Annotated in this window: 25 protein-coding genes; 8 read left to right on the top strand and 17 right to left on the bottom strand. The window is 66.5% G+C overall.

All coding sequences use genetic code 11. The features are described 5' to 3' along the window. Positions 1-97: 97 nt before the first annotated feature. The 13 genes from ACQPYR_RS31745 to ACQPYR_RS31685 all read right to left on the bottom strand — a co-directional run bounded on the left by ACQPYR_RS31745 (position 98) and on the right by ACQPYR_RS31685 (position 12,494). A complete protein-coding gene (locus ACQPYR_RS31745) occupies positions 98-325 on the bottom strand; it encodes a hypothetical protein (RefSeq protein ID WP_245567095.1) in 228 nt (75 codons plus the stop codon). Beyond that, on the bottom strand, positions 322-1,944 hold the full coding sequence (gene qcrB, locus ACQPYR_RS31740) for a cytochrome bc1 complex cytochrome b subunit (RefSeq protein ID WP_433622550.1): 1,623 nt from the start codon (positions 1,942-1,944) through the stop codon (positions 322-324). The genes ACQPYR_RS31745 and qcrB (ACQPYR_RS31740) overlap by 4 nt, the downstream gene beginning before the upstream one ends. Positions 1,945-2,448: 504 nt before the next feature. Next, positions 2,449-3,129 carry a phosphoribosylanthranilate isomerase gene (locus ACQPYR_RS31735; RefSeq protein ID WP_433622549.1) on the bottom strand — a complete coding sequence of 227 codons (681 nt, stop codon included), beginning with the start codon at positions 3,127-3,129 and terminating at the stop codon, positions 2,449-2,451. 86 nt (positions 3,130-3,215) lie between these two features. Continuing rightward, positions 3,216-3,941: a lysophospholipid acyltransferase family protein gene (locus ACQPYR_RS31730; RefSeq protein ID WP_433622548.1), complete on the bottom strand. Its 726-nt coding sequence runs from the start codon at positions 3,939-3,941 to the stop codon at positions 3,216-3,218. 134 nt (positions 3,942-4,075) lie between these two features. Continuing rightward, positions 4,076-5,089, bottom strand: a complete 1,014-nt coding sequence (locus ACQPYR_RS31725; protein WP_387294855.1) for an ROK family protein — start codon at positions 5,087-5,089, stop codon at positions 4,076-4,078. Then, positions 5,086-5,550: a hypothetical protein gene (locus tag ACQPYR_RS31720; protein ID WP_433622547.1), complete on the bottom strand. Its 465-nt coding sequence runs from the start codon at positions 5,548-5,550 to the stop codon at positions 5,086-5,088. Before ACQPYR_RS31720 ends, ACQPYR_RS31725 begins: the two co-directional genes overlap by 4 nt. 64 nt (positions 5,551-5,614) lie before the next feature. Further along, a complete protein-coding gene (locus ACQPYR_RS31715; RefSeq protein WP_433635298.1) occupies positions 5,615-6,907 on the bottom strand; it encodes an ArsA family ATPase in 1,293 nt (430 codons plus the stop codon). Next, on the bottom strand, positions 6,907-7,344 hold the full coding sequence (locus ACQPYR_RS31710) for an SRPBCC family protein (protein WP_387294858.1): 438 nt from the start codon (positions 7,342-7,344) through the stop codon (positions 6,907-6,909). The genes ACQPYR_RS31715 and ACQPYR_RS31710 overlap by 1 nt, the downstream gene beginning before the upstream one ends. Before the next feature lie 45 nt (positions 7,345-7,389). After that, positions 7,390-7,779, bottom strand: a complete 390-nt coding sequence (locus tag ACQPYR_RS31705; protein ID WP_433622546.1) for a polyketide cyclase / dehydrase and lipid transport — start codon at positions 7,777-7,779, stop codon at positions 7,390-7,392. A gap of 360 nt (positions 7,780-8,139) precedes the next feature. Further along, positions 8,140-9,267 carry a glycosyltransferase family 4 protein gene (locus ACQPYR_RS31700; RefSeq protein ID WP_433622545.1) on the bottom strand — a complete coding sequence of 376 codons (1,128 nt, stop codon included), beginning with the start codon at positions 9,265-9,267 and terminating at the stop codon, positions 8,140-8,142. Between the two features lie 379 nt (positions 9,268-9,646). Next, positions 9,647-10,645, bottom strand: coding sequence for a hypothetical protein (locus ACQPYR_RS31695; protein WP_433622544.1), 999 nt, complete (start codon positions 10,643-10,645; stop codon positions 9,647-9,649). Between the two features lie 6 nt (positions 10,646-10,651). Continuing rightward, the gene (locus ACQPYR_RS31690; protein ID WP_433622543.1) at positions 10,652-11,677 is read right to left on the bottom strand and encodes an NlpC/P60 family protein; all 1,026 of its coding nucleotides are present in this window, start codon (positions 11,675-11,677) and stop codon (positions 10,652-10,654) included. 247 nt (positions 11,678-11,924) lie between these two features. Then, positions 11,925-12,494: a C40 family peptidase gene (locus ACQPYR_RS31685; RefSeq protein WP_433622542.1), complete on the bottom strand. Its 570-nt coding sequence runs from the start codon at positions 12,492-12,494 to the stop codon at positions 11,925-11,927. 606 nt (positions 12,495-13,100) lie between these two features. Between ACQPYR_RS31685 and ACQPYR_RS31680 the strand changes: the two genes are divergently transcribed. Next, entirely contained in the window at positions 13,101-14,870 is a 1,770-nt protein-coding gene (locus tag ACQPYR_RS31680; RefSeq protein WP_433622541.1) for a DEDD exonuclease domain-containing protein, read from the top strand. Between the two features lie 5 nt (positions 14,871-14,875). Then, positions 14,876-15,151: an Lrp/AsnC family transcriptional regulator gene (locus ACQPYR_RS31675; protein ID WP_040688558.1), complete on the top strand. Its 276-nt coding sequence runs from the start codon at positions 14,876-14,878 to the stop codon at positions 15,149-15,151. A gap of 71 nt (positions 15,152-15,222) precedes the next feature. Here the strand turns inward: ACQPYR_RS31675 and trpD are convergent, their stop codons facing one another. Together trpD and ACQPYR_RS31665 are read right to left on the bottom strand one after the other, a co-directional pair. Continuing rightward, entirely contained in the window at positions 15,223-16,278 is a 1,056-nt protein-coding gene (gene trpD, locus ACQPYR_RS31670) for an anthranilate phosphoribosyltransferase (protein ID WP_433622540.1), read from the bottom strand. A 70-nt stretch (positions 16,279-16,348) separates the two neighbouring features. Beyond that, positions 16,349-16,768 (bottom strand): hypothetical protein, encoded by a 420-nt coding sequence (locus ACQPYR_RS31665; RefSeq protein ID WP_433622539.1) that lies wholly within the window; start codon positions 16,766-16,768, stop codon positions 16,349-16,351. Positions 16,769-17,099: 331 nt separating this feature from the next. Between ACQPYR_RS31665 and ctaE the strand changes: the two genes are divergently transcribed. From ctaE to qcrB (ACQPYR_RS31645), 4 genes are all read left to right on the top strand, one after another. Next, a complete protein-coding gene (gene ctaE / locus ACQPYR_RS31660) occupies positions 17,100-17,711 on the top strand; it encodes an aa3-type cytochrome oxidase subunit III (protein ID WP_433598635.1) in 612 nt (203 codons plus the stop codon). 61 nt (positions 17,712-17,772) lie between these two features. Next, positions 17,773-18,663 (top strand): cytochrome bc1 complex diheme cytochrome c subunit, encoded by an 891-nt coding sequence (gene qcrC, locus ACQPYR_RS31655; RefSeq protein ID WP_433622538.1) that lies wholly within the window; start codon positions 17,773-17,775, stop codon positions 18,661-18,663. Positions 18,664-18,766: 103 nt separating this feature from the next. After that, the gene (qcrA, locus tag ACQPYR_RS31650) at positions 18,767-19,942 is read left to right on the top strand and encodes a cytochrome bc1 complex Rieske iron-sulfur subunit (protein WP_051181858.1); all 1,176 of its coding nucleotides are present in this window, start codon (positions 18,767-18,769) and stop codon (positions 19,940-19,942) included. Between the two features lie 73 nt (positions 19,943-20,015). After that, positions 20,016-21,641 (top strand): cytochrome bc1 complex cytochrome b subunit, encoded by a 1,626-nt coding sequence (gene qcrB / locus ACQPYR_RS31645; RefSeq protein ID WP_433622537.1) that lies wholly within the window; start codon positions 20,016-20,018, stop codon positions 21,639-21,641. Positions 21,642-21,689: 48 nt separating this feature from the next. Here the strand turns inward: qcrB (ACQPYR_RS31645) and ACQPYR_RS31640 are convergent, their stop codons facing one another. Further along, complete coding sequence (locus ACQPYR_RS31640) at positions 21,690-22,208, bottom strand: polyadenylate-specific 3'-exoribonuclease AS (RefSeq protein ID WP_433622536.1); 519 nt, start codon at positions 22,206-22,208, stop codon at positions 21,690-21,692. A 106-nt stretch (positions 22,209-22,314) separates the two neighbouring features. Here ACQPYR_RS31640 and ACQPYR_RS31635 point away from each other — a divergent pair, with 106 nt between their 5' ends. Then, on the top strand, positions 22,315-23,700 hold the full coding sequence (locus ACQPYR_RS31635; RefSeq protein ID WP_433622535.1) for a class II 3-deoxy-7-phosphoheptulonate synthase: 1,386 nt from the start codon (positions 22,315-22,317) through the stop codon (positions 23,698-23,700). Between the two features lie 48 nt (positions 23,701-23,748). Here the strand turns inward: ACQPYR_RS31635 and pknB are convergent, their stop codons facing one another. Continuing rightward, a complete protein-coding gene (gene pknB / locus ACQPYR_RS31630; RefSeq protein ID WP_433622534.1) occupies positions 23,749-25,710 on the bottom strand; it encodes a Stk1 family PASTA domain-containing Ser/Thr kinase in 1,962 nt (653 codons plus the stop codon). A 485-nt stretch (positions 25,711-26,195) separates the two neighbouring features. On the opposite strand from pknB, the gene ACQPYR_RS31625 reads away from it, so the two are divergent. Further along, positions 26,196-26,564: an Rv2175c family DNA-binding protein gene (locus ACQPYR_RS31625; protein WP_040688576.1), complete on the top strand. Its 369-nt coding sequence runs from the start codon at positions 26,196-26,198 to the stop codon at positions 26,562-26,564. The last annotated feature ends 1 nt before the right edge of the window (position 26,565 follow it).

Here is a 26,565-nt window from a genome sequence, read left to right as displayed (position 1 = left end):
CCTGACAGCATTCCACTTCGGTGATCATTTCGTGGCCGGACGCCGGATGACCGAAGACCCCGAACCCGGATGGCTCGGGGCCTTCTGGTGCGAACCCTCAGATGGTGTTGTCGCAGAGGATTTCGAATGCGCGCACGGCGTCCTCCGGGAAGACGAGTACCCGGTGTCGGGCGGGCTGAGCCGGGCCGATTGTGGCGCGGATCCCGTTGTCGCGCAACAGGTCGCGGACCGTGCGGGCGGTGGCTTCGGCGGCCACCGTCGCGGCCGCGACGAGCAGGCCGTAGTCCTCGGTAGCCGGCTCATGCGAGCGCGTGAGCCACATCATGGGGTGTGCCTTTCGCCGTCGGTGCTTTGGTCCTGGTACTTCTGCAGCACGGCGAGCTGTTTGCGTTCCTCGGCGTGCTCGATCTCGAAGTGTCGCTCGGATTCCGCCACGGGATCGGGTCGCAGGAAGCTGCCGGTGCCCGGTTTGCCCGCCGAACCGAGTTTGTTCATCTTCTTCGGGATCGCCGCGCCCTGGTAGACCAGCGGCACCGGATGGCCGTGCTCGTCGACCGGTCCGAGCGCCTGGTGCACCTCGACATACTCACCGTGCGGCAGTCGCTTGATTATGCCGGTCTCGATGCCGTGCTCGAGCACCGCCCGGTCGCTGCGCTGCAGACCGATGCAGAACCTGTAGGTGATGAAGTACGCGATCGGTGGCGCGATCAACAGGCCGATGCGGCCCATCCAGGTGGTGGCATTGAGCGAGATATCGAACTTCAACGCGATGATGTCATTGACACAGCTGAGCGTCAGCACCAGATAGAAGGTGATAGCCATCGCGCCGATTCCGCTGCGCACCGGCACATCTCGCGGCCGCTGCAACAGATTGTGGGCCGCGTAATCCTTGGTGAGCCGCTTCTCGATCCACGGGTAGGCGGGCAGGATCACGAGCACCAGGCCCATCACCAGGGCAACCCAGAACGCCGCCGGGATGGTGTAGTTGCCGAGGTATATCTCCCACGGTGGCATGAGCCGGGCCAGGCCGTCGGTCCACATCATGTAGAAGTCCGGTTGTGAACCCGCCGACACCTGCGCCGGGTTGTACGGCCCGAGCTCCCAGATCGGATTGATCTGGAATACCCCGCCCATGATCGCCACCGTGGCGAGGGTGAACATGAAGAACGCACCCTGGTCCGCGGCGAAGACCGGCACGATGCGCGCACCGATGACATTGCCCTCGGTGCGCCCCGGCCCCGGGAATTGCGTGTGCTTCTGATACCAGACCAGCGCGATATGCGCGGCGATCAGCGCGAGCATGATGCCGGGGAACAGCAGCACATGCGTGATGAACAGCCGCGGAATCAGCACCTCGCCCGGAAATTCGCCGCCGAAAAGGGCGAAGTGGATCCAGGTTCCGACGATCGGGATGCTCATCGTGATCCCGCCGAGCGGCGAACGCAGGCCGGTACCCGACAACAGGTCATCGGGCAGGCTGTAGCCGAAGTAGCCCTCGAACATGGCCAGGACCAATAGGGTAGAGCCGATCACCCAATTCGCTTCGCGCGGTTTGCGGAACGCACCGGTGAAGAAGATCCGCAGGCAGTGCACGATGATCGCGGCCAGGAACATCAGTGCGGCCCAATGGTGTACCTGCCGGACGAACAGACCGCCGCGCACCTCGAACGAAATGTCGAGTGAGCTGGCATACGCGGCCGACATGTGCACGCCGCGCAGCGGTTGATACGCGCCGTCGTAGACCACTTCGGTCATCGACGGATCGAAGTACAGCGTCAGGTAGACACCCGAGATCAGCAGAATGATGAAGCTGTACAAGGCGATCTCGCCGAGCAGGAAGGCCCAGTGCGTCGGGAAGACCTTGTTGATCGACCGTTTCACGAAGGCTGCGGCGCGGTAGCGCTCGTCCGCGGCGTCGGCATGCTGGGCCGCCTTCGAGCTCATCGCGGGCTCCTGTCCGAGCCGCGTGGCGCCACGTCGTAACGAATGAACAGCACAGGCATTGTCATCTCCTTCTCGATCGACAGCCGGCTACGCATAAGACGGTCGAGCGGTCCGAAACGTGACGGCCGGGATGCGAGAGGTACTACCGTGTGACGTAGATCTCGTCAGGGCTCGGGGAGTTCGTTCAATGCGGCGCGGAAGTCGTCCGACGGATAGATGCAGAGCGATTCACCGGTGTGCTGCGTGGCGGCGGCCAACTCGATGGTGCCGCCGTGCCACCAGTAGACGTCCTGGCTGACCGGCCACGGGCGTTGCGTGTAATCGCCCCTGCATCATCGCGAAGTCGCCGGTATCGAGCGGGTCGCTGTCGACCTCCAGATCGACCAGTCCGGTACTCAGATAGTCCGCCACCAATGCCGGCCACTGATCATCGGCGGCAAAAGGCCATTGTCGGCCCTGTGATTGCGGGCAGCCGCGGCGACACTGCTCGCCGGAACCGGTGGCTCATGGCCGTGGAACTCGAGGTACGAATGCCCCGTGCGCCGCTGCCACGAACGTCGCACATGCGTTGGGATCTTTATCCCCGGTGGCTGTTTCGACGCCGCTATTGACGTCCACCGCGAACGGACGCACCCGTGCGATGGCATCGGCGACATTGTCCGGACCGAGACCACCGGCGAGGATCACCGGGCAGCCCAGCTCGTGCAGCGCTGCCACGACGGCCGCGCTCACCGACCAGTCGTGGGTGCGTCCGGTGCCGCCCAAGCGGTCCTCGGTGCGCGAATCGAGTAGTACCGCATCGCAATCCGCGGCGGCCTGGCGCGCGGTATCGACGGCTTCCGGTCCCGTGACGTGCACCGCCTTGACGACCTTCCGGCCACCGGCGGTCTTGCGGACTTCACGGACGGTGTCGATGGTGACGAGTCCGTGAACCTGGATCGCATCCACCGCGACTCGGTCGGCCAGGTCGACGATGGCGGCCGCGTCTTCCAGATGGGTGACCAGGACACGGGTGACGAAGGCCGGAGCGAGTCGTGACAGCGCCGCCGCGCGCGCGGCATCGAGGGCATCTTCGCTGAAATGGGTGATTCCGGAGATGAATCCGATGGCGTCGGCACCGGCGGCCAGCGCGATCCGCAGATCGTCTTCGGATCTGATCCCGCAAATCTTTGCGCGCACCGTCACGACTCAACGATATGTGCCGGGCTGTGGAACCGCCGAAACCGAACGAGCCCGGTGCGTTCGGCACCGGGCTCGGGAAGTGGAAGAGGCTAGCCCGCCGCCGTTTCCGGGATGCGGGTGGCTTCGGGGGCGGAGCCGCTGGGGACGCCCTTCTTCAGGCTGGCGGCGTAGACATCGACGTATTCCTGGCCGCCGAGCTGCATGAGGTCGTACATGACCTCATCGGTGACAGCGCGTTCGACGAAACGGTTGCCGCCCATACCTTCGTAGCGGGAGAAGTCGATGGGGGCACCGAATTTGACGGTGACCTTGTGGCGGCGCCAGCGGAACGGGCCGGGCGGGCAGACCTCGAAGGTGCCGATGACGGCGACCGGTATGACGGGCACGCCGGTCTCGAGCGCGAGCCGCGCCAACCCGGTCTTGCCCTTGTACAGGCGACCGTCGGGGGAGCGGGTGCCCTCCGGGTAGAGGCCGACAAGGTGACCCTTGTCGAGCAATTTGCGTGCGGCATTGAGCGCGTCCTCGGCCGCGGAGGCGCCGCTGCGGTCGATCGGGTACTGGCCGGTGGCGCTGAAGAAGAACTTCTGCAGCCGACCCTTGAAGCCGGGGGCGGTGAAGTACTCGGCCTTGGCGAGATAGCTGATCCGACGCGGGCTCATCAGCGGAGCGAACAACCAGTCCGAGAAGGACAGGTGGTTCCCGGCCAGGATGGCCGGCCCGTCGGCGGGGATATGCTCCACGCCTTCGACCGTCGGACGGTTGTAGAGGTGCATGAACGGTCCTGGGAACAGGTACTTCAGCATCCAGTAGAGCATGGCGTCCTAACCCCCGCGGCCGGGATCGTTTACGAGTACAACCGTCTGTTGCCGACTTTACCGCTGGGTACAGATCACATCCAAGCCGAGCGGCGTATCTCACCACATGTTCTCGAGGACTGATAACGGACCGCTCAGTGGGTGGAACGAGCCGCCCAGGAACGGCCGCGGCCGGTCTCGGCGAGGGTGGCCCTGGCGAGCTCCGCCGCGCCGATCATCCCGGCCGCCTCACCGAGCTGTGTGGTCCGGATCCGGGCGAGCGGCCGATGCCCGGCGCCGGTGATCGCCCGCGCGTACTCCTCGCGTGCCTCGTCCAAAAACTGCGGCGCCGAACTGCTTACGCCACCGGCGATCACGATCAGTCCGGGATCGAAGATATCGCTGACGAAGGCCAACCCGAGCCCGAGCCAGCGGGCGAAATCGGCCATAACCGCGACGGCCAACGGGTCGCCGTCCTGGGCGGCCCCGGCCACCCGGCGTCCGGTCAGCGAACCAGGATCGCGCAGCACCTCGCGCGCCAGCACCGTCGAATGCACCGGATCGGTGGCCAGCATTTCGATCGCGGTGTCGACCAGAGCCGTTCCGCTGCAATACCTTTCCCAGCAGCCGCGTTTACCGCACGGACAGGACCGGCCCTGCGGCACCACCTGCAGATGCCCCAGCTCCGGTGCGACGCCATGCGTGCCCCGATACAGTTCGCCGTCGATGAGCAGCGCCGCGCCGATGCCGGTGCCGATTGCGACGAGCACCGAATTGTGCCCGCCGGCCGCCGCGCCGAAGCGGTACTCGGCCCACATGGCGGCATTGGCGTCGTGCTCGAGGATCACCGGTAGTTCGAGGCGTTCGGTGAGCCGCTGCGCGACCGGGGTGTCCTGCCAGGGCAGATGCGGTGCGAAGCGCACCGTCGAGCGATCGGCGTTGATGAATCCGGCCACCGCGAGGCCGACCGCGCTGATCGGATGTCTGCGGCACAGTTCGCGGACCGCGCGGTCCAGCGCGTTCTCCAGTGCCCGCGCCGAATGCGGTGTGGGCGCGACCACGGTGTCGAGCACCTCGCCGTCGCCGTCGACCACCGATGCGCGAATATTGGTGCCGCCGACGTCGATTCCGACGGTCAGCGGTCGCGCATCTGCTACTCGCGCCGTCATGCCTTGATCGTCACGGGGATGCCGACATAGCGGGATCGCTTGCGCCCGGACGAGTTCGACTGCCGGGTGCGGGTATCCGAGTCGGCGGGTGTGGATTCCGTGTCCGGTGGGTCGTCGTGCCTTTCGGGGGCGAACGAATGATCGTGCGGTACATCGTCTTCGGGCATCACCGGATCGACCGGCACCCCGGCGAGCGCCTCGCGCAGCACCGTGACGATCGCGGTACCGTGATCGGCCACCACCGCGAGCACATCGTGATGCTCACCGCGCACCAGCGCCGCGGCGGCACAGATCGGGCACCAACTGCAACTCGACCAGTCCGGCTCTCCGTCGGCGGCGCGCCGCAGCACGGGTTCGACCCGTTCGAGCACCGCCTCGGCCAGCAGTTTCAATTCCGCGGCGAATTCGCCGAGGCCGTCACCGGGCTCGGCAGCGCCGGTCCAGCCGTTCGAATCACTCATACCCACGTCTCGCTAGCGCTCGGCTCCGGCATGCGCGATGCACGCTGTGACATGATTCGCTCGCTCATACCGGCCACGCTTCCGGGTCCGGGTGGAATCGCACGATCAGATAGCCGCTGTCGAGTTCGGCGCCGTCGACCGTGCACCGTCGCAATACCGGCGCCAGGCGCACCCGGCGCCGGACCCCGTCCGCTCCCACGATCAAATCGTCCTCCACTCGTCCCAGTCGCAGCGTCGCCGGATCGACGACGGGCAGGTGCATCCGCAACGCGTACACCGAATGCAGACCGGTGCCCGATTCCAATCGAACCACCGGCTCGCCGGAACCTGTGCGAACCTCAGCCGGATTGTCGCTCAGCTTCGAGTCGGCATTCAACCGCTCACCCGAATCCATCGCATACGACAGCGCGGACAGGGACGTGAGCCCGACCGGCTCGGGCCCGGTGTGCTGTGCGATCAGCACCCGTGTCCCGTTCATACCCCGTTGCAGCCGGTTCACCACATCCAATTGTTCGGCGCGTCGATTCACATACCACTGCACGGCGGGATGGGCGGCCACCTCGAGTGCGGTCGGCGGGGGCACGGCGGGCAGCACCTTGTTCACCACCACCGCATCCAACCGAAGACCGAGCAGTGCCGCTGCCGAACGCACCCGTTCCGATTCGGCGATGGCGACCTGTTCGGCGACGGTAATCAGTCGCGCACCGGTTCGTCGGTGATCGGCGAGCAGATCGCGCACCTCGGTGACTGCCTTGACGATCCGCTCGACCGTAGTGGCCAGCACCGCGCGCCGCACATCGGTGCCGACCATGCTCATCGTCCGCGCGTGCGGCGGCCACATCCGCTCCACGTATCCGAGCAGGGTTTCCGGCGCGGTGATGATGCGCAACATATCCGCCGAGGGCGGGCAGTCCACGACGATCACATCCCAGTCGTCCTCGGTGGCGAACTGGGTGATCTCCACCAGCATCAGCAGTTCCTGCACACCGGGCAGTCCGGTCAGCTCGGCCGGATCCAGTGCGGCCAGGTCGATGCCGTGATCGTGATCGGTTCCGGTCGCGAGCACGCGCACCACCTCGCGGAACCGATCCTCCAGCAGCGCAAGGGAATCGACCTCGATCACATCGAGTCCGGACAGTACGCTCGCGATCCCGGGCACGGTGCCGGGATCGTGCGGAAATCGGAAGCCGAGCGCGTCACCGAGCGAATGCGCCTGATCCAGCGAGGCCACCAGCACCCGCTGCCCCGCCCGGGCATAGGCCATGGCGGTAGCGCAGGCCAACGTCGTCTTGCCGACTCCGCCTTTGCCGATGAATAGTTCGACCCGAGTACCGGCCGCCTCGGGCTTGTGCGTGATCAGCCTTCGACCCGTTTCTTCAGTTCCTTGAGCGCGGTATCGGTGATCACCTTCTCGGCCTTGCGCTTGAACATGCCGATCATCGGAATATTCAGGTCGACGGTCAGCTCATAGGTCACCTCGGTGGTGCCGTCGGGCTGGTCGACGAGCTCGTAGGTGCCGTCCTGCGCCTTCTGCAGTTCGCCGCTGATCAGCGTCCAGCTGACCGATTTATCATCGGGCCGCCAGGTGTAGGACAGCACGTAAGTGTCCTTGACGACTCCGGCATCGAGCACGAAGCGCGCGGTCCGGGCCCGGCCGTCGGCGCTCTTCTCCAGCACCTCAACGGTTTTCGCCGCCGAGACCCACTCCGGGTAGGACTCCAGATCGGCGATGACGGACATCACCCGCCGCGACGGTGCATCGATGATGATCGACCTCTGGGTCCTGTCGGCCATGGCGGACAACGATTCCTTTCAGCTGCTGTGCTGTGCTCGTGTGCGTCAGCGGGCGGTCGGTGCGGCGTGTGCCGGCGCGACACCGGCCGCGCGGCCCGCCTCCAGCCTGGCCTTGATCTCGAACGACATATCCTTGCCCGCGACCCGGCGCGCCCGGTTCGCGGCGGCCAGATCCCGTGTCGGCGCCTTCGGCTCGGCATGCAGGAAGTAGTGCAGGATCACCCCGTCGAGTGCGGGCTCGAGCCATACCTCCATGGTTCCGGTCAGCGCACCGGTGACCGACCAGCGAATACCCTTGTCGGCCCGGTCTTCCCGGACGCCGAGGGTCAGATCGGGCCACCAGCGGCGCCAATTGTTCGCCCCGGCCAGGATCTCGGCGACCGCGGCCCCGGGGGCGGCGACAAACGTCTGATCAGCAATCTGAATACTGCTCACGGCTGCGCCTCGCTGACGCTCAGCTCCGCCGTGCGCAGAGCGCGCTGGCACATGGTTCGCTCGCTACGCTCGCTCACTGCTGCGCCTCGCTGACGCTCAGCTCCGCCGTGCGCAGAGCGCGCTGGCACATGGTTCGCTCGCTACGCTCGCTCACTGCTGCGCCTCGCTGACACTCGACTCCGCCGTGCGCAGAGCGCGCTGGCACATGGTTCGCTCGCTACGCTCGCTCACTGCTGCGCCTCGCTGACACTCGACTCCGCCGTGCGCAGATGCGCGCTGTGTCTTTGGTTCACTCGCTGACGCTCGTTCACAGCCCGAGCGTAGTAGATCACAGGCCGAACCTGTGAGCCGCCGTCGCCTTTATTGCAGCAGCTGGCGCAGTCGCGCGCCCAGACCGTCCCAGCGCCACTGTTCCTCGACCCAGGCGCGTCCCGCCGCGCCCATCTCGGCGGCGGCATCGCGGTCGGACAGGATCTCGACGATGGCGTCGGCGATCTCGGTGGTCTTGCGTCCGTCGACGACGCGGCCGGTCTTGCCCTCCAGCACGGTCTCCGGCGCACCGCCCGAGCGTCCGGCGACCACCGGTACTCCGGATGCCGAGGCCTCCAGGTACACGATGCCCAGACCTTCGACATCGAGTCCGGCCCCGCGGGTGCGGCTCGGCATGGCGAAGACATCGGCCAGGGTGTGATGGGCCGCCAACTCGCTGGACGGGACCCGTCCGGTGAAGACCACGTCATCGCTGACGCCGATGGCTGCCGCGAGCCCGTGCAACTTTTCCTCGTACGGTCCGCCGCCCGCGACCACCAGTACCGCACCGGGAATCCGCGCGCGGATCTCGAGCATGGCGACGATCAACGCGTCCTGGCCCTTGCGCGGAACCAGCCGGGACAGGCACAGGATGGTCGGGCGATCGCCGAGGCCGTAGCGCGCGCGCAATGCCGCACGCGCGGCCGGATCCGGCCGGAACACATCGGTATCCACTCCCGGCGGAAGATATTCGAGCGCGGCATCGGGCCCGAACGCCGAGGCGAACCGACCACGCGTATATCTGCTGACATAGGTGACGACATCGGTGTGCTCACCGATCGCGCGCAATGCCTGCCGCGCACCCGGCAGCATGGACCAGCCGACCTCGTGACCGTGCGTACTGGCCAGAATCCGGGTGGCGCCCGCTCGCCGCAGCATCGGCGACAGCAGTGCCAGCGGCGCCGCCGCGCCGAACCACACCGTGTCGCAGTTCTCGCTGCGCAGCAGGCGCGCGGCCCGCCGCAGCACCAGCGGGGTCGGCAACATCAGCGTGGTCGGGTGGCGCACCACCTGGAACTTCTGCTTCGCATCGAATTTCAGATGACTGTCGCCACGCCACCGCGGTGCGTAAACCACCAGATCATCGGGCGGCAGCTCACCTGCCAACGCCTGCAGATACGACTGGATACCGCCCGGCCGCGGCGGGAAATCATTGGTAACCAGCAGAGTTCGGGCCATGCGAACAAACTACTGTGTTGGATTTGCCGCGCCTGCGGCTGTGTCTAATTGCAGCGCCTTCGGCGCCGCGTGTTCGCGGCCCCCTGGTGTCTCGCGTCCGAGCCGTCGAGACTCGCGCCTGCGGCGCATGCGCTTCGACGACTCGGACGCGAGACGGGCCGCGAACGGTCGCTCGTAAGACTCGCTCCGTGGTGGTTAGTGATGGCCGGTTGTTCGGCACCTGATGCACTCACATCGGCGGGCGAGACTCGCGACTTTGTCGCATGCGCTTCGACGGCGCGAACACGAGACGGGTCGCGATCTCTTCGCTCGTAAGTCTTGCTCCGTCGTGGTCGTGGTCGTGGTCGTGGTCGTGGTCGTGGATGCGCCGACGCTCGACTCAAGTGGCTCGGGCCGATAACCAGCCGCGCCAGTCGGCGACCAGATCGTCGCGGCTGGTGCCGAGGACATCGCGCATGATGCGGTCCTCGCTCGCGTGGTCCTGTTTGCCCGCGGCGATGCGGCGGTAGAGCTCGACCAGGCGCGGCTGGTCGAACTTATCGGCGACGAACGCGCAGACCGACCACGCCTGCTCATAGGCGGTGACGGCACCGCTGCCCGCGAAGTCGGCGGCGGACGGGAGATCGCGGGGGACGTCTCCGGCGCGAATGCGGGTGGCCACTGTCGGCGCGATATCGGTGAATTGATGTCCGGTGCCGCGGTGGGCCACGAATTCGGCGAACCCCTCGAGCATCCACTGCGGTGCGCCATCGATGGTTTGGGCTCGCGTGGCGATATGGGTGAGTTCATGGCGCAGCAGGGTGCGCAGACCGTCGGCGTCGAGGCGGCGTCCGGCATCGGAGCTGAAAACGACGCGCTGGCCGGTCGGCTGAGTGCCGGGCACGAACGGATCGGCGACCGAGGCTGCGGCGACATCGGCGGGCATGCTCGCACCCGAGCGGACCAGCGCGGCGAACTCCGACGGATTCGACGCGACCACGACCATCGCGGATTGGGCCCAGCCCGGCCCCCACACTCCGGTGACGGCAGTGGTCGCGGCGGCGAGTTCGCCCGCGAGCGTATCGATTTCGGCCCGCTGCGCCGGATGACCGACGACGAGGGACTTCTGGCCGTTCCCGGTCGGCACCTGCTCCGTGACGAGTTGCCCGAAGGGTTCGAGCGTGCGACGCACCGAGGAAAGGCGCGGATCGTCATCGGCGGCGCGCAGGCCGCCGATCGAAGTCGGCTGAGCCGCACGCAGTTTCGGCAGTACCGAATTCGGCATCATCAGCAGTGCACCGCAGGTTCCCGTCAGTACGGTGACCATCACGACGGTGGCGACGAACTGGAAGCGGCGCCGCACGAACAACCAGGCGTGGGCCCGCCGAAAGCTACTCATAGCTGATCAGTATCGCCGAGCCGAGTGATAGGGCGTCGACCCCATCGGCGCAACGGCTACCGGAACCCCGAATGTGGAGGCGTGCAGCATCATTCCATTGCCCGCATAGATGCCGACATGGGAGATATCGGAATAGAAGAACACGACGTCGCCGGGTTGCAGGTCCGTCTTGTCCACCGGGGTGCCGTAGGAGGCCTGCTGTGAACTGGTCCGCGGCACATCCTTGCCGACCTGTTTGAAGGCCCACTGCACCAGGCCGGAGCAGTCGAACTGGTGCGGTCCGGTCGCGCCCCAGACATACGGGTCGCCGATGCGGGTGAGTCCGGCGGCCAATGCGCTGGTGCCGCTGCCGGGAACCAGCCCGCGCAGCAGGGTGTCGGTATCGAAACCGGGTGGGAAGGGCGATCCGGCCAGAGTCGATTTGTCCTTGGTGGACAACTGACCCCATGCCTCGACAACCTGCGCGATGGATCCGGACAGACCGGCCCGCTTGCGCTCGAGATCGGCGCGCACCTGGTCGGCCTTATCGGAGGCGGCGCGTGCGGTGTCGGCGGCGGCACGTGCGGCCTTTTCCGCCTCGGTCGCGGTGGCGGTCGCCTGCCGGTAGAGATTGAGCTGCTCGGAGTTCTTGGCCGAGATCACGTCGATGGTGGACATCTGGTCCAGCAGACGCTGCGGCGAATCGCTCATCAGGACGGCGGAGAGCCGGCTCGTGCGCGCGCCCTGATAGGCGGCGATCACGGTGCGATCGACAATTGGCTGGAACTTGCGGACTTCCTCGCGGGCCCCATCGGCGGTCTGTGTGGCCGCGGCGAGTTTGGCGTCGGCATCCTGCAGCACGCCGAGTTTGGTATCGAGGTCGGCCTGTGCTTCGAGTGCCTGTTGATTGAGCTGCTCGGATTCACGAGACAGGTCGATCATCCGCTGTACGGCCTCACCGGCCGTGGTCGGCATGGCTGCCGGATCGGCTCCGGCTGGACTGCCACCGGAGAGTGCGGCGCCCAAGACCGCGGCCGCTAATGCCCCTCCCACCAGACGTTTCCTGCGATGTCTCCGGTGATGTGCTGTCACAGCGCGCCAGGCCCCGTTTCTCTCGTGAAGCGATCTTGCCGCCTCCGCAAGCTGCGGAACTTCTGCGGCGAACCCCGCAAGCCGGGAAGGTCTCGATTAGGTTACGGAACGGCGTAGGTCTGTGTCCAGTGGGCCACAAAACGATCACTCATGCCGTCCCGCCGCCCGGCCGTCTCGTACGGCCGGGCGGGATGATCGAAAGAGCTGCTCAGAAGCGGCGCGCGCCGGCGACCGGCATGGAGGAGATCGGCGCGAGCTTCACCGGGGTGCCGGAGGTGGAGGCGTGGACGACGTTGCCGTCACCGGCGTACAGGCCGGAGTGGCTGCCGCCGTAGAACGACACCAGATCGCCCGGCTGCAGGTCGTTCAGCGAGACGGGGGTGCCCGCGTTCAGCTGCTCACCGCTGGTGCGCGGCAGTTCCAGGCCGGCCTGCTGGTAGGACCACTTGACCAGGCCCGAGCAGTCGAAGGCGTTCGGGCCCGCGGCGCCATAGACGTACGGCGAGCCGACCTTGCTCATCGCGGCGTCGAGCGCGATATCGCCGACGGACTTCTTGGGGGCCATGAACGGCAGCGGAGCGTTGGGCACCTCGATGCCCGGGACGCCCTGCGGGATCGGGATCTCGTTGGGCACGTCGAAGGTGCCGATGCCGGGGATGGTGACCGGCTGGGCCGAGGCGGGCGCGGCGGGCAACAGGAAGACGCCGAGCGAGGCAGCTCCGACGGCTCCGGCCGCGACGGCACGCTTGGCATGTCGCTTGACGGTGTTGGTCGCCATGATGCGGTACTTCCAATCTGCCCCACGACGCCGCACCCGGTGGTACAGCGGACTGCGTGTCGAAGCACCGTCGGGTGGTGCGCCGAACTCCGTGAGGTCTCGAAAAGGTTACGAACACATCACGGTGTTTTGTAAAGCCGGAGTCATCCGAAATGGCGGTGCTCAACAAATTTTCCGCCGAATATGTGCGACTTATGTCACACCAATCACGAAACGATAACGACGCGTGATTTCCCAGGGATGGCGGCATCGCCGCCGGCCTGCGCGGCATCTGCGGGCGGCGTGTCTCAGACGCTGAGATTCTCGGAATTTCCCCAGGTCGCAACGGTATCTCAGGGTATGCGCGGCCGGGCGAGTCGGACCGAACGGTCTTCTCGTTAGCGTCGTCGGCAGCACGCCGAGGGTGTCGACGCCGGGCGCCCGGGCGTGTCTGCTCGATTGATGCAATTTGCCCAATAATGTGACGTGCACCACTTTTTGGTGTTCTAGATCATTTCGTGGGAATTGGAGCGAAATCCTCGCCGTGCAATTCGGACATTTCTCTGGTGAAATCCCAGGTGGCTTTCCCGGCGGTTCCTGTCGTACCGAGGCCCTACGCTGCACGCCGTGCCCGATCCGACGCCGCGCCAGGCCGCCGCACTGCAGTTGGCCTTCGACGAGCTCGAGACGCCGCTCTACGACACCACCTTCGTGGTCGTCGACCTCGAGACCACGGGCACCAGCCCCGAAGGCGACGCCATCACCGAGATCGGTGCGGTGAAGGTGCGCGGCGGTGAGGTGCTGGGGGAGTTCGCGACCCTGGTGAATCCGGGACGAGCCATCCCGCCCGCGATCGTGCAGATCACCGGGATCACCACCGCGATGGTCTACGAGGCCCCCCGGATCGAGGCGGTGCTGCCGGGTTTTCTCGAATTCGCCAAGGGCGCGGTGCTGGTCGCGCACAACGCCCGGTTCGATATGGCCTTCCTGCGCGCGGCTGCGGCCCGCATGGACACGCCGTGGCCCAGCGTGCCGGTGGTGTGCACGGTGAAGCTGGCGCGGCGCGTCCTCGCCCGCGACGAGGCGCCCTCGGTCCGGCTCGGGGTGCTCGCGCCGCTGCTCGGTGCGAGCACCCAGCCGAACCACCGTGCACTCGACGATGCAAGGGCGACAGTGGACGTGCTGCACGCCCTCATCGGTCGAGTCGGCAATCTCGGTGTACACAGCCTGACCGAACTGCTCGACTATCTGCCGAATGTCACACCGCGCCAACGCGCCAAGCGCGTGCTCGCCAATGATCTGCCGTCGAGTCCGGGCGTCTATCTCTTCCGCGGACCCTCCGACGAAGTCCTCTATATAGGGACGGCCGTGAACCTGCGCCGACGCGTGCGCAATTACTTCACCGGATCCGAGACCCGCGGCCGGATGAAAGAGATGGTCGCCCTTGCCATCCGGGTCGACCACGTGGTGTGCGCGCACGGTCTGGAGGCCGGGGTGCGCGAGCTGCGACTGATCGTCGCGCATACGCCGCCTTATAACCGGCGGTCGAAATTCCCGAAGCGCGGTTGGTGGATAACGCTGACCGACGAACCCTTTCCCCGATTCGCGATCGCGCGCACACCGACCGCGGATGCGTTGGGGCCCTTCCCTTCTCGGATGGACGCGAACGACATCGCGCTGACCATCGCGGAGCACGGCGGTCTGCGCACCTGCACCACGCGCCTGCCGCGCGACGGTGGACACGACTGTCCGCCCGCGGTGGTCGGTGGATGTCCGGCGGCCGTCAGCGGCACTCCTATATATAGGGAGGAATACGAACCCGCCGCCGCGGCCGTTCGGGCGCTGTTCGCGGGGCATTCCGACGCGGCGCTGCGGGCCATGCTCGACCGCATCGAAACCCATTCGAGCGCCGAACATTTCGAGGCCGCCGCCCGGCTGCGCGACCGGACCGTCGCGGTGGTGCGTGCGCTGCACCGCACCCAGCGACTCGCCGCGGTGGCGCGGATCGCCGAACTGATCGCGGCGCATCCGGACGGTGCCGGCGGTTGGGAGTACGCGGTGATCCGCTATGGGCGGTTGGCGGGGGCAGGCACCTCGGTGCGGGGTGTGCCGCCCATGCCGGTGATCGAACGCATCGTCGCGGGATCGGAGACCGTACTGCCGGATCCGGTGCCGCCGTTGCGCGGTGCCTCGCCGGAAGAGGTCGGTCTGGTGACGCGATGGCTGGGGCGGCCGGGGGTGCGGATCGTGCGCACGAGTGAGGGATACGGCGCTCCGATCCGAAGTGCCGGACGGTGGGCCGGGTGGGCGGATCTCGCCGATGCGGCCGCACGGGCCCGACTGCACGGGCCGGAGACCGAACTCGCGGAGTACAGGAGCGGTGACCGCCTAGGCTGACAGCCATGATTACCGCGATCGTGATGATCCAGGCCGAGAACGCCCGCATTCCGGAGACCGCACAGGCTGTCGCCGACACCGTGGGCGTCACCGAGGTCTATTCCTGCGCGGGCGATGTCGACCTGATCGCGATCGTGCGGGTGCGCGACCACGAGGAGATCGCCGAGGTGGTGACCGGCCGGATCGACAAGACCCCCGGCGTCGCCCGCACCACCACCCACATCGCCTTCAAGTCCTACTCCAGCGCCGACGTCGAAGCGGGCTTCTCCCTCGGCGAGTGAGCCGTACTCAGCGAACCTGTACCGCCACAAGAGGCCTGCCGGCACGCGGCGCACGATTCGCGCCGCGGCAGTCAGTTGTCGCCGAGGGTGTTGGTGAGCTTGGCCCAACGGTCGAGCAGGGCTGCGGATCTGCCGGTGTCGATGGCTTCGGCGGCGCGATCGATGCCCGCGGCGATGACGTCGTGGATTTCGGCATCCGGATCGCCGACCCCCTGGGACAACTCGTACGCGACGATGGCGGCGGCGGAATTCAGCAGTACCGCATCGCGCACCGGGCCCGTGGTACCGGCGAACACGCTGCGCGCGACACCGGCGTTGACCTCGGCGTCGCCGCCGCGCAATGCGTCCAGCTCGACGCGTGCGATGCCGATGCGGGTCGGATCGATGGTGGTTTCGCGCAGTTTTCCGCCGGATACCACCCATGCGTCGGTGGTGTCGGAGGTGGTGATCTCGTCCAGGCCGTCATTGCCGCGCACCACGATCGCGCTGGCGCCGCGCTCGCCGAAAACCCCGGCGATCACCGGCAGTAGTTCCGGGAACGCGCAGCCGACCAGTCCGGCGCGCGGTTGCGCGGGGTTGGTGAGCGGGCCGAGCACATTGAAAACGGTGGGGATGCCGATCTCCTTGCGGGCCGGTCCGGCGAAGCGCAACGCGGGGTGGAACAGCGGCGCGAAGCAGAAGCCGATGCCGACCTCGCGCACGCAACGAGCCACGGCGTCGGGGCCGAGGGCCAGCTTCACGCCCAATGCCTCCAGCACGTCGGCGCCACCGCTCTTCGAGGAGGCAGCGCGATTGCCGTGCTTGACAACGGGCACACCGGCCGAGGCCACCACGATCGAGGACATCGTCGAGATATTCACCGAACCGGACCGGTCACCGCCGGTCCCGACAATGTCCACGGCGTCGCCGTCGACGCGCACCAGGCGGGCGTGGCCGAGCATGCCCGCGGCCATGCCGGACAGCTCGGTAGGAGTCGGGCCCTTGATCTTCATCGCGACACCGAATGCGGCGATCTGTGCCTGCGTCGCATTGTCGGTGAAGATCTCGTCGATCACCCAGGTCGTGTCGTCCGCTGCCAGATCGCCACCATCGGCAAGGGTCCCGAGTACTTGGGGCCAGCTGCGCATGTCCACTTCTCCTGTCACCACTGGTTCGCGCACCAGTCTGTCGCGATAGAGCGTAGTGGTCGAGACGTTATTACCGCTGCGCGGTCGCGGAACCCGGTTGCAGGGCGTCCCAGCCGTCCGTGACGCCGTCGTGGCGCTGGGCGAGACCGACCATCCTGGCCCGCTCCTGCGAACAATGCAGTGCGTCGAGCAGCTGCACCCGTTGCAGGATCAGCGATTCCAGTTCGTGTAGACCTTCGGTGCGTGGCGCCGCGGCGTAACCGTCCTGGGCCGCGATCGCACACACCTCATCGATCCGATCGGGCGGAATGCGCAAGTGATGGCGCAGCAGCGCGGGCTCGTCGGCTTTGAGAGCCGAAGCGCGCGCGAGTGTCGTCGAACACGCCTCGGAGTCATCGAAGCACTCCGCTACGACTACTAGATCGGAACGGGTCGGATCGAGCGGTTCGGGTTCGTTCCCGCCGAACAGCCGTTGCCACCACCACGTCAAGTCCGCCTCCTGATCTCAGCTTTTCCTTACCGACGCCTGTCACTATTCGAGGCGGAAATCCTGTGGTCACGCGACATTCATACCCCTACATCACCACAACGGAGCGAGTCTTACGAGCGAGGAGTTCGCGGCCCGTCTCGCGTCCGAGTCGTCGAAGTGCATGCGACGTAGTCGCGAGTCTCGACGGCTCGGACGCGAGACACCAGGGGGCCGCGAACACGCCGCGCCGAAGGCGCGGCAATCAAACACTGTCCGTGCGTTTTCCGACACGGGAGGACAAGTTTCGCACCCGGGTACTTGTGTCGTACTACGACGAGTCATACTTACCCCCGTGACGACCGCAGTAGGGACCCCAGGATCGGCCATTACTCAGCGTGTGCATTCGCTGAACCGGCCCAACATGGTGAGCGTCGGTACCATCATCTGGCTGTCTAGCGAGCTGATGTTCTTTGCCGGGCTCTTCGCGATGTACTTCGTCGCGCGCGCCCAGGCCCACGGCAACTGGCCGCCGGAACCGACCGAGCTGAACCTGAAGCTTGCCGTGCCGGTCACCACCGTGCTGGTCGCCTCGTCGTTCACCTGCCAGATGGGTGTGTTCGCGGCGGAGAAGGGCGATGTGTTCGGCCTGCGCCGCTGGTACGTCATCACCCTGATCATGGGTGCGATGTTCGTGGCCGGTCAGGGCTACGAGTACACCAACCTGGTCAAGGAAGGCACCTCGATCTCGAGCAGTGCCTACGGCTCGGTGTTCTACATCACCACCGGTTTCCACGGTCTGCACGTCATCGGCGGTCTGATCGCCTTCGTGTTCCTGCTGGTCCGCACCAAGGTCAGTAAGTTCACCCCGGCACAGGCCACCGCCGCGATCGTCGTCTCGTACTACTGGCACTTCGTCGACATCGTCTGGATCGGGTTGTTCGCCACGATCTACTTCGTCCGCTGAGTCGGGCCAGTACCCCAAACCTTTTGCACAAGTCGGTTCCGTCTACTCCAAAGGGACACAGATGAGTTCATCTCCCCCGTCAGCGCCAGAGCCCGCCAGCCTCAGCGCGGCGATCAGCCGCCAAGATGTCGCGGCCGGCCAGGCAAGCAAGACGCGCAAGCAACGCCGTATGCGGCGTCGTATCGCGGGTGGGCTTGCGCTGTTGGTGGGCCTCGTCGGAGCCGGATTCCTCGCCACCGCGATCACGCCGGACCCTCAGGTCGCGACCGCGCACGAGGACCAGTCCGCGCTGATCCGCGACGGTAAGCAGCTCTACGAGACCTCCTGCATCACCTGCCACGGCGCCAACCTGCAGGGCGTGCCCGACCGCGGTCCGAGCCTGATCGGCGTCGGCGAGGCGGCCGTCTACTTCCAGGTCTCCTCGGGTCGCATGCCGCTGGCGGCCAACCAGGCTCAGGCCACGCGCAAGCCGCCGAAGTTCGATGCCCACCAGACCGACGCCCTCAGCGCGTACGTCGCCGCCAACGGGGGCGGGCCGTCCGTGGTGCGCGACGCCAACGGCGAGATCGCGCAGGAATCGCTGCGCGGACCGGACATCGCTCGCGGTTCCGAGCTGTTCCGGATGAACTGTGCTTCCTGCCACAACTTCACCGGCCGTGGCGGCGCGCTGTCCTCCGGTAAGTACGCGCCGCCGCTGGAGCCCGCCAGTGAGCAGCAGATCTACGACGCGATGCTCACCGGCCCCGAGAACATGCCGAAGTTCTCCGATCGGCAGCTGAGCCCGGAAGAGAAGCGCGACATCGTCGCCTACGTCAAGAACGCCACCGAGGAGAAGAGCCCCGGCGGCTGGGATCTCGGCGGGTTCGGTCCCGCGACCGAGGGTCTGGCCATGTGGGTGGTCGGCATCACGCTCGTCGTCGGCGCCGCGATGTGGATCGGATCACGTTCATGAGCGAGCGCAGCGAGCGAACAACAAACACAGCCGACATGTCGGTCATGTCGGAGCCGAGCGACAGCGAGGCGGAGGCATGAGCGACAGCAAGGAGCCAACTGACATGGGTCGGCCGGATGAGGGCCACGACGGCGCGGAGCCGTCGAACGAGCAGGTGAACACCACACCGGCTGAGCCCACCGAGGAAGAACTCGACGCGATGTCGCGCGACGAGCTGGTCAAGCTCGGTACCGAGCGCGACGGCGTCGACGTCGCCTACCGGCGCCAGCGGTTCCCGGTGCCGGGCACCCGCGCCGAGAAGCGCGCCGAGCGGCAGGTCTCGTTCTGGTTCGCGGTCTCCGGTATCGCCGCCGCGGTCCTGGTCGGGGTGTTCCTGTTCTGGCCATGGGAGTTCAAGGGCTCGAACGAGGAAGGCCACACCGCCTACTCGCTGTTCACCCCGCTGGTCGGCCTCAGCCTCGGTATCGCCGTGCTGGTCATCGGCGTCGCGGTCGTGCTGATCCGCAAGAAGTTCATCCCGGCCGAGCTGTCCATCCAGGTGCGCCACGACGGGCCCTCGCCCGAGGTCGAGCGCCGCACCCTGGTCGCCGAGCTGCAGGACGCGCTGGACACCTCCACGCTGGGTCGCCGCAAGATGATCACCCGGACCGCGGGCGCCGGTGTCGGTGTACTCGGTATCGGCGCACTGCTGGTGTTCGTCGGCGGCATGATCAAGAACCCGTGGGCCAAGGGCGACAAGTCGCCGCTGTGGGTTTCGGGCTGGACCCCGGACTTCCCCGGCGAGACCATCTACATCCGTCGCGACACCGGGCGCCCCGAGGACGTCATGCTGGTGCGTCCCGAGGATCTGGACGCGGGCGCGATGGAGACGGTGTTCCCGTGGAAGGAGAAGTGGCGCGGTGACGAGCACGCGACGCTGCAGTCCCTGCGCGGTATCCGCAACGCGGTCATGCTGATCCGGCTGCGCACCGAAGACGCGCAGAAGGCCATCAAGCGCAAGGGCCAGGAGAGCTTCAACTACGGCGACTACTTCGCCTACTCGAAGATCTGCACCCACCTCGGTTGCCCGACGTCGCTGTTCGAGCAGCAGACCAACAAGATCCTGTGCCCCTGCCACCAGTCGCAGTTCCTGGCGACCGAATGGGGTAAGCCGGTCTTCGGTCCCGCCGCTCGCGCACTGCCGCAGCTGCCGATCACCGTCAACTCCGAGGGCTACCTGGTCGCCGCGGGCGACTTCATCGAGCCGCTCGGACCGGCCTACTGGGAGCGTCGTTCATGAGCGAACGAAGTGAGCGAATCATGTCACAGCGTGCAGGGCACATGCCGGAACCGAGCGCTAGCGAGGTGCAGGCATGAGTCCTTCAGTCGCAGCCCAAGCCCACGAGGCCGACGAGCGCTATCGCGCCGCGGCGTTCGTGAAGCGGTCGATCAACAAGGTCTTCCCGACCCACTGGTCGTTCCTGCTCGGCGAGATCGCGCTCTACAGCTTCATCATCCTGCTGCTGTCGGGTATCTATCTGACGTTGTTCTTCGACCCGTCGATGAGCGAGGTCGTCTACAACGGCGCCTACCAGCCGCTGCGTGGTGTGACCATGTCGCGGGCCTACGAGACGGCGCTGAACATCTCCTTCGAGGTGCGCGGCGGTCTGTTCGTGCGCCAGGTGCACCACTGGGCCGCCCTGCTTTTCGCGGCCTCGATCATCGTGCACCTGTTCCGCATCTTCTTCACCGGTGCGTTCCGCAAGCCGCGTGAGGCGAACTGGGTCATCGGCTGCCTGCTGCTGATCCTGGCCATGTTCGAGGGCTTCTTCGGTTACTCGCTGCCCGACGATCTGCTCTCGGGTACCGGTCTGCGGGCCGCGTTCGGCGGTATCACGATGAGTATCCCGATCGTCGGCACCTGGATGCACTGGCTGATCTTCGGCGGTGACTTCCCCGGCGACATCATCATTCCGCGCCTGTACATCGCGCACGTGCTGCTGTTCCCCGGCATCATCCTGGCGCTGATCGCCGCGCACGTCGCGCTGGTCTGGTACCAGAAGCACACGCAGTTCCCCGGCCCTGGCCGCACCGAGAACAATGTCGTCGGTGCGCGCATCGTGCCGGTGTTCGCCTCGGATCAGGGCGCGTTCTTCGCCTTCACCCTCGGCATCGTGGCGATCATGGCCGGTGTGCTGCAGATCAACCCGATCTGGAACATGGGTCCGTACAACCCCTCGCAGGTGTCGGCGGGTTCGCAGCCCGACTTCTACATGATGTGGACCGACGGTCTGGCGCGTCTGATGCCGCCGTGGGAGCTCTACCTCGGTCGCTACACGGTGCCCGCCGTGTTCTGGGTGGCGCTGATCATGGGTCTGGTGTTCACGGTGCTGATCCTGTACCCGTGGATCGAAAAGCGCCTCACCGGCGACGATGTGCACCACAACCTGCTGCAGCGCCCGCGCGACGTGCCGGTGCGCACGGCGATCGGTGCGATGTCGATCGGTTTCTATGTGGTTCTGACGCTCTCGTGCGTCAACGACATCCTGGCGCTGAAGTTCGACATCTCGTTGAACGCCACCACCTGGATGGGCCGCATCGGCCTGCTGGTCGTGCCGCCGGTGGCGTACTTCCTCGCCTACCGGTTCTGCATCGGTCTGCAGCGTAGTGACCGGGCGGTGCTCGAGCACGGCATCGAGACCGGTGTGATCAAGCGTCTGCCGCACGGTGAATACATCGAGGTGCACCAGCCGCTGGGCCCGGTCGACGATCACGGCCACCCGATCCCGCTGGAGTACCAGGGCGCGACCGTGCCCAAGAAGATGAACAAGCTGGGCTCGGCCGGTAAGCCGGGCACCGGTAGCTTCCTGCGCGCCGACCCGCCGCACGAGATCGAGCAGGCCTTCGAGGACGACCACGCAGAAGAGCACAAGCAGCTCGCCGTACTGCAGAAGGTCCAGGAGAAGGCGAACGGTCAGAACGGTAGTCACTCGCACTGACAGATGAACAGAAGGCCCCGAGTCGAATTCGACTCGGGGCCTTCTGCTTTAAAGGGATACCCGGCGGCGGGCGGCCTCGATGGCCTCGAATTTGGCCAGGTTGTGGCGGGCGTCGGCGAGGGCGTCGTGGGCGTCCGGGGGAACCGGGGGCAATTCGGGACGACCGTGGGCCTCCCAGTGTTGCCGCAGTTCGTTGGTGTAGCGGGGGAGGGCGTTGGGCAGATCGACCATGGAGCCCCAGAGCTGGCACAGTGCGACATGGTCGTAGGCGGCCACCCAGGCCCACAGTTCGGGGGTGACGCTGGGGCGCGGGACCAGGAATTCGTAGAGGTCTTTGCGGATCTGTTCGCGACTGCGCCAGAGCGGGGAGGCGGGCGGCGGAAGCTGCGGAAGCACGTACCTGCGTACCCACGGACCCGCCCGTTCGGGATCGAATTCGGTTGAGACCGCGTAGTATTCGCGGCCGTCCTCGCAGACCACACCGATCGATACGAGGTCGATGGTCGACCCGTCCTCGATGAATTCGCAGTCATAAAAATATCGAAGCGAGATCGGTCTCTCCTCCAAAGCTCGGTACGGTGCGGCGATACTGCCGGCAATTCACCCTAGGTGGGCAGAATCCACCCCTAATACCGGGTACCTGCGCGCTGCGGGGTATCCGTATTCTGAACGGGTGAACTGGACCGTCGACGTACCTATCGATCGCCTGCCGGAGCTGCCGCCGCTGCCCGCAGAGCTGCGGAGGCGGCTGGACGACGCGTTGGCGCGTCCGGCGCTGCAGCAGCCGGCGTGGGATCCGGAGCAGGCGGCAATGATGCGGACCGTGCTGGAGAGTGTGCCGCCGATCTGCGTACCCGCCGAGGTGGAAGAGCTGCGCGGGCAGCTCGCGGAGGTCGCGCGCGGCGAGGCCTTCCTGATGCAGGGCGGTGACTGCGCGGAGACCTTCGCCGACAACACCGAACCGCATATCCGCGGCAATATCCGCACCCTGCTGCAGATGGCCGTCGTGCTCACCTATGGCGCAAGCCTGCCGGTGGTCAAGGTCGCGCGCATCGCGGGCCAGTACGCGAAGCCCCGCTCCTCGGACACCGACGCGCTCGGCCTCAAGTCCTACCGCGGTGACATGGTGAACTCGCTGGTCGCCGATGCGAAGGTGCGCGAACACGACCCGTCGCGACTGGTCCGCGCCTACGCCAACGCCAGCGCGGCGATGAATCTGGTGCGCGCGCTGACCGGTGCGGGCATGGCGGATCTGCACCGTGTGCACGACTGGAACCGGGATTTCGTGGCCCAGTCGCCCGCGGGTGCGCGCTATGAGGCGATGGCCGGGGAGATCGACCGCGGTCTGGCCTTCATGACCGCTTGTCGGGTGAACGATCCGAGCCTGCAGTCGGCCCGTATCTACGCCAGCCACGAAGCGCTGGTGCTGGACTACGAGCGCGCCATGCTCCGGCTCGGTCAGAACCCGGCGGGCGAGCCGGTGCTCTACGACCTGTCCGCGCACTTCCTATGGATCGGCGAGCGCACCCGTCAGCTCGACGGCGCGCATATCGCCTTCGCGGAACTGCTGGCCAACCCGATCGGCCTCAAGATCGGCCCGACCACCACCCCGGATCAGGCGGTCGAATACGTCGAGCGGCTCGATCCCAATAACGAGCCGGGCCGGTTGACCATCGTCTCGCGCATGGGCAATAACAAGGTTCGCGACGTGCTGCCGCCCATTGTCGAGAAGGTGCAGGCGACCGGGCATCAGGTCATCTGGCAATGCGACCCCATGCACGGCAACACCCACGAGGCCTCCACCGGCTACAAGACCCGGCACTTCGACCGGATCATCGACGAGGTGCAGGGCTTCTTCGAGGTGCACCATGCACTCGGCACACATCCCGGCGGTCTGCACATCGAACTGACCGGTGAGGATGTCACCGAATGTCTCGGCGGCGCGCAGGACATTTCCGATCTGGATCTGTCCGGTCGCTACGAGACGGCATGTGACCCGCGGCTGAACACCCAGCAGTCGCTGGAGCTGGCCTTCCTGGTCGCCGAAATGCTGCGCTGACCAAGGCTTTCCGACAGGAGCGCCGCGACATGCGGCGCTCCTTTGTCGTCAGGGCAGCGCCGTCAGCGAGACGGTACTGCCGGCCTCGACATTGGAACCCACGCCCGGAACTTGGCCGATCACCACGGAACTGTCGGACGGGGCGAGCTGACGCACCGCCACCACCAGGCCGAGCGCCTGCAGCTTGGAGCGGGCGTCGCCGACGCTCGAGCCGACCAGCAGGGGCACCTTCACGGCATTCGAGACGATCAGGGTGATGCCGTCGCCGGACTGGATCGTGGCGCCCGCGGCCGGTTCGGTGGCGATGACCTTGTCCGCCTCGATGCTGCGGTCGTACTGAGTTCTGGTCTCGCGCACCGTGATTCCGGCCGCGGTGAGCACCTTGTTCGCTTCCTCAGTGGTCTTGCCGCGCACATCGGGCATCTTCACCGGCTGAGATCCCTTGCTGCGGTATACCTTCACCTGTGCGGCCAGCGGCAGCACGGTGCCGGGAGCCGGATCCACCTTCGCGAGGGTGCCCTTGGGCGCGCTGCTGCCGGTTTCGCCCGCGTCCACCGGTTGCAGTCCGGCATCGCGAATGAGCTGGTTGACCTTCGAAATGTCATCGCCCGCTTTGATATCCGGCACCCGGGGTTTGCCACTGGAGATCAGCACGGCCACCGTCGAACCCTTGGTGACCTTGGATCCGGCCGAGGGATCGGTGCCGACCACCCCGCCGACTGGGATGGTGTCGGAGGTCTTCTGTCTGATCTCGGTGTCGAAACCGGCATCCGACAGCGCCGAAATCGCGCTGGCCTGATCCTTTCCTGCGACTGACGGGACGGCCGAGTAGCGCCCGATGCCCAACCACCAGCCGCCGATCCCGACCAGCAGGGTGAGGACCGCGACGATGGCAACCCAGAGCAGGACCGTGCGCCGCGATTTGGTCCGGTCGTCGGCGAAGGGTGATGGCTGCGGCGAATGCGATGGTGCGTAGTGATCGCGGTAGGTGTCCGGCGGCCCGTAGTTGTCGGGCGGACCGTAGTCGGGCACCCGCGGCCGCACCGCGGTGACGACCTTGGTGTGCTGCTCGGGCTGCGGTGGCGGTACCGCGGCCCTGGGCTGCTGCGGGGTTGGTGCGGCAACTTTGAAGCTGGCGCTGAGATGTTCGGCCGACTCCTGGGGGGCGGGCACCCGATACGGCGGCAGATTCAGCGCGACCCCGATCGAATGCAGTTCGGCCGCCATCTCGTTGGCATCGGCGAAGCGATGCGCGGGCTCGCGGTTGGTGGCCCGCGCGATCAGTTCGTCGAACTCCTGCGGGACACCGGAGATGAATTCGCTCGGGCTGGGCACATCGTTCTCGATGCGCTGATATGCCACCGATAGCGAAGTGTCGCCGGTGAACGGGACCTGGCCGGTGAGCAGTTCGAAGATCAGGATGCCGAAGGAGTAGACATCGCTGCGGGAATCGGCGGTACCCGCGGTCACCTGTTCGGGTGACAGGTACGCGGCGGTGCCGAGAATTACGCTCGCCGAGGTGGTGTTCGCGGCCGCGACGGCACGCACCAGACCGAAATCGGCGATCTTGACCTCGCCGGAATCGGAGATCAGTACATTCTCCGGTTTGATATCGCGATGGATCAGGCCCGCCGAATGCGCGACACCGATCGCGGCCAGTACCGGCTCGGCGACCGCGCGCGCCGCATGCGGTGGCATCGGACCGCGTTCGCGCAGCAACTCGCGCAGCGTGCCGCCCTCGACCAACTCCATGATCAGGAACGGATACTCGCCGTCCACACCCTGGTCATAGACCGCGACCAGGGAAGGATGCTTGAGTTTGGCGACCGCGCGCGCCTCGAATTCGAACCGGGACAGGAACTGGGGATCGGCGGCGAACTTGGGATCCATCACCTTGATGGCGACCGGACGGTCCAGACGGGTATCCACCCCTCGGAAGACCATCGACATCCCGCCCCGCGCGATCGGCGCGTCGATGCGGTAGCGCCCCTCCAGGATTTGCCCGATCAAGTGATGTCCTCCGGCTTTCACAAACTTCTCACCCCTCGCTCCGATGCGACAAGCGATTGACCGCCTCGCGCGGCCCGCTCACGATCGTAGCCGCGGCTGTGTTTTTGGCCGCGCGGGCGCGGCGGGTTCGCGGCCCCCTGGTGTCTCGCGTCCGAGCCGTCGAGACTCGCGACTTCGTCGCATGCGCTACGACGGCTCGGACGCGAGACGGGCCGCGAACTCCTCGCTCGTAAGACTCGCTCCGTGGTGGTTGGTGATGGCGAGTGGTTCGGCACCCGAGGCACGCACTGCGACTCGCGACCTCGTCGCATGCGCTTGGACGGCTCGGACGCGAGACGGGCCGCGAACTCCTCGCTCGTAAGACTCGCTCCGTGGTGGTTGGTTTGGGTGCTAACTGATGGTTCCTGGCACAGGGTGTCGAATCGTGGGGGAACGGTCCAGGGTGTCTCGAGCCACTCGGCGCGGGACCGTCTACCGTTATCCAGGTGAGTGCATTTCCTTGCAGTGACGATGTTCTTCCCCAGTCGGAGGCGGTGATCCCGCTGCCCGAGGTGGCCGACAAGCTCGGGCTCGTGGTGACCCGAGTGCATCAGATGCTGCGCGACCACCAGTTGCTCGCCCTGCGCCGCGATGGCGTGGCCGGCGTGCCCGAGCGATTCTTCGACGATACCGGCGCGATCGTGAAGTCGCTGCCGGGCCTGATCACCGTCATGAAAGACGCCAAGTACACCGACGAGGAGATCCTGGAGTGGATCTTCACCGACGACGAGAGCCTGCCCGGTAAGCCCGTCGACGCATTGCACGGCCCGCTCGCGCGCGAGGTCCTGCGCCGCGCGGCAGCCGAGCCTTTTTGAG

The organism is Nocardia sp. CA-120079 (assembly GCF_050955745.1).
Lineage (GTDB): Bacteria > Actinomycetota > Actinomycetes > Mycobacteriales > Mycobacteriaceae > Nocardia.
The sequence above is the reverse complement of the archived record's forward strand: the minus strand, read 5'-3'. Positions and strand labels throughout refer to the sequence as shown.

Excerpts from the sequence above, each read along its gene's own strand:
- ACQPYR_RS31745 (WP_245567095.1), bottom strand. The coding sequence starts at position 325 with ATGATGTGGCTCACGCGCTCGCATGAGCCGGCTACCGAGGACTACGGC.
- qcrB (WP_433622550.1), bottom strand. The coding sequence starts at position 1,944 with ATGAGCTCGAAGGCGGCCCAGCATGCCGACGCCGCGGACGAGCGCTAC.
- ACQPYR_RS31730 (WP_433622548.1), bottom strand. The coding sequence starts at position 3,941 with ATGCTCTACTGGATGCTGAAGTACCTGTTCCCAGGACCGTTCATGCAC.
- ACQPYR_RS31725 (WP_387294855.1), bottom strand. The coding sequence starts at position 5,089 with ATGACGGCGCGAGTAGCAGATGCGCGACCGCTGACCGTCGGAATCGAC.
- ACQPYR_RS31720 (WP_433622547.1), bottom strand. The coding sequence starts at position 5,550 with ATGAGTGATTCGAACGGCTGGACCGGCGCTGCCGAGCCCGGTGACGGC.
- ACQPYR_RS31710 (WP_387294858.1), bottom strand. The coding sequence starts at position 7,344 with ATGGCCGACAGGACCCAGAGGTCGATCATCATCGATGCACCGTCGCGG.
- ACQPYR_RS31700 (WP_433622545.1), bottom strand. The coding sequence starts at position 9,267 with ATGGCCCGAACTCTGCTGGTTACCAATGATTTCCCGCCGCGGCCGGGC.
- ACQPYR_RS31695 (WP_433622544.1), bottom strand. The coding sequence starts at position 10,645 with ATGAGTAGCTTTCGGCGGGCCCACGCCTGGTTGTTCGTGCGGCGCCGC.
- ACQPYR_RS31685 (WP_433622542.1), bottom strand. The coding sequence starts at position 12,494 with ATGGCGACCAACACCGTCAAGCGACATGCCAAGCGTGCCGTCGCGGCC.
- ACQPYR_RS31675 (WP_040688558.1), top strand. The coding sequence starts at position 14,876 with ATGATTACCGCGATCGTGATGATCCAGGCCGAGAACGCCCGCATTCCG.
- trpD (WP_433622540.1), bottom strand. The coding sequence starts at position 16,278 with ATGCGCAGCTGGCCCCAAGTACTCGGGACCCTTGCCGATGGTGGCGAT.
- qcrC (WP_433622538.1), top strand. The coding sequence starts at position 17,773 with ATGAGTTCATCTCCCCCGTCAGCGCCAGAGCCCGCCAGCCTCAGCGCG.
- qcrA (WP_051181858.1), top strand. The coding sequence starts at position 18,767 with ATGGGTCGGCCGGATGAGGGCCACGACGGCGCGGAGCCGTCGAACGAG.
- qcrB (WP_433622537.1), top strand. The coding sequence starts at position 20,016 with ATGAGTCCTTCAGTCGCAGCCCAAGCCCACGAGGCCGACGAGCGCTAT.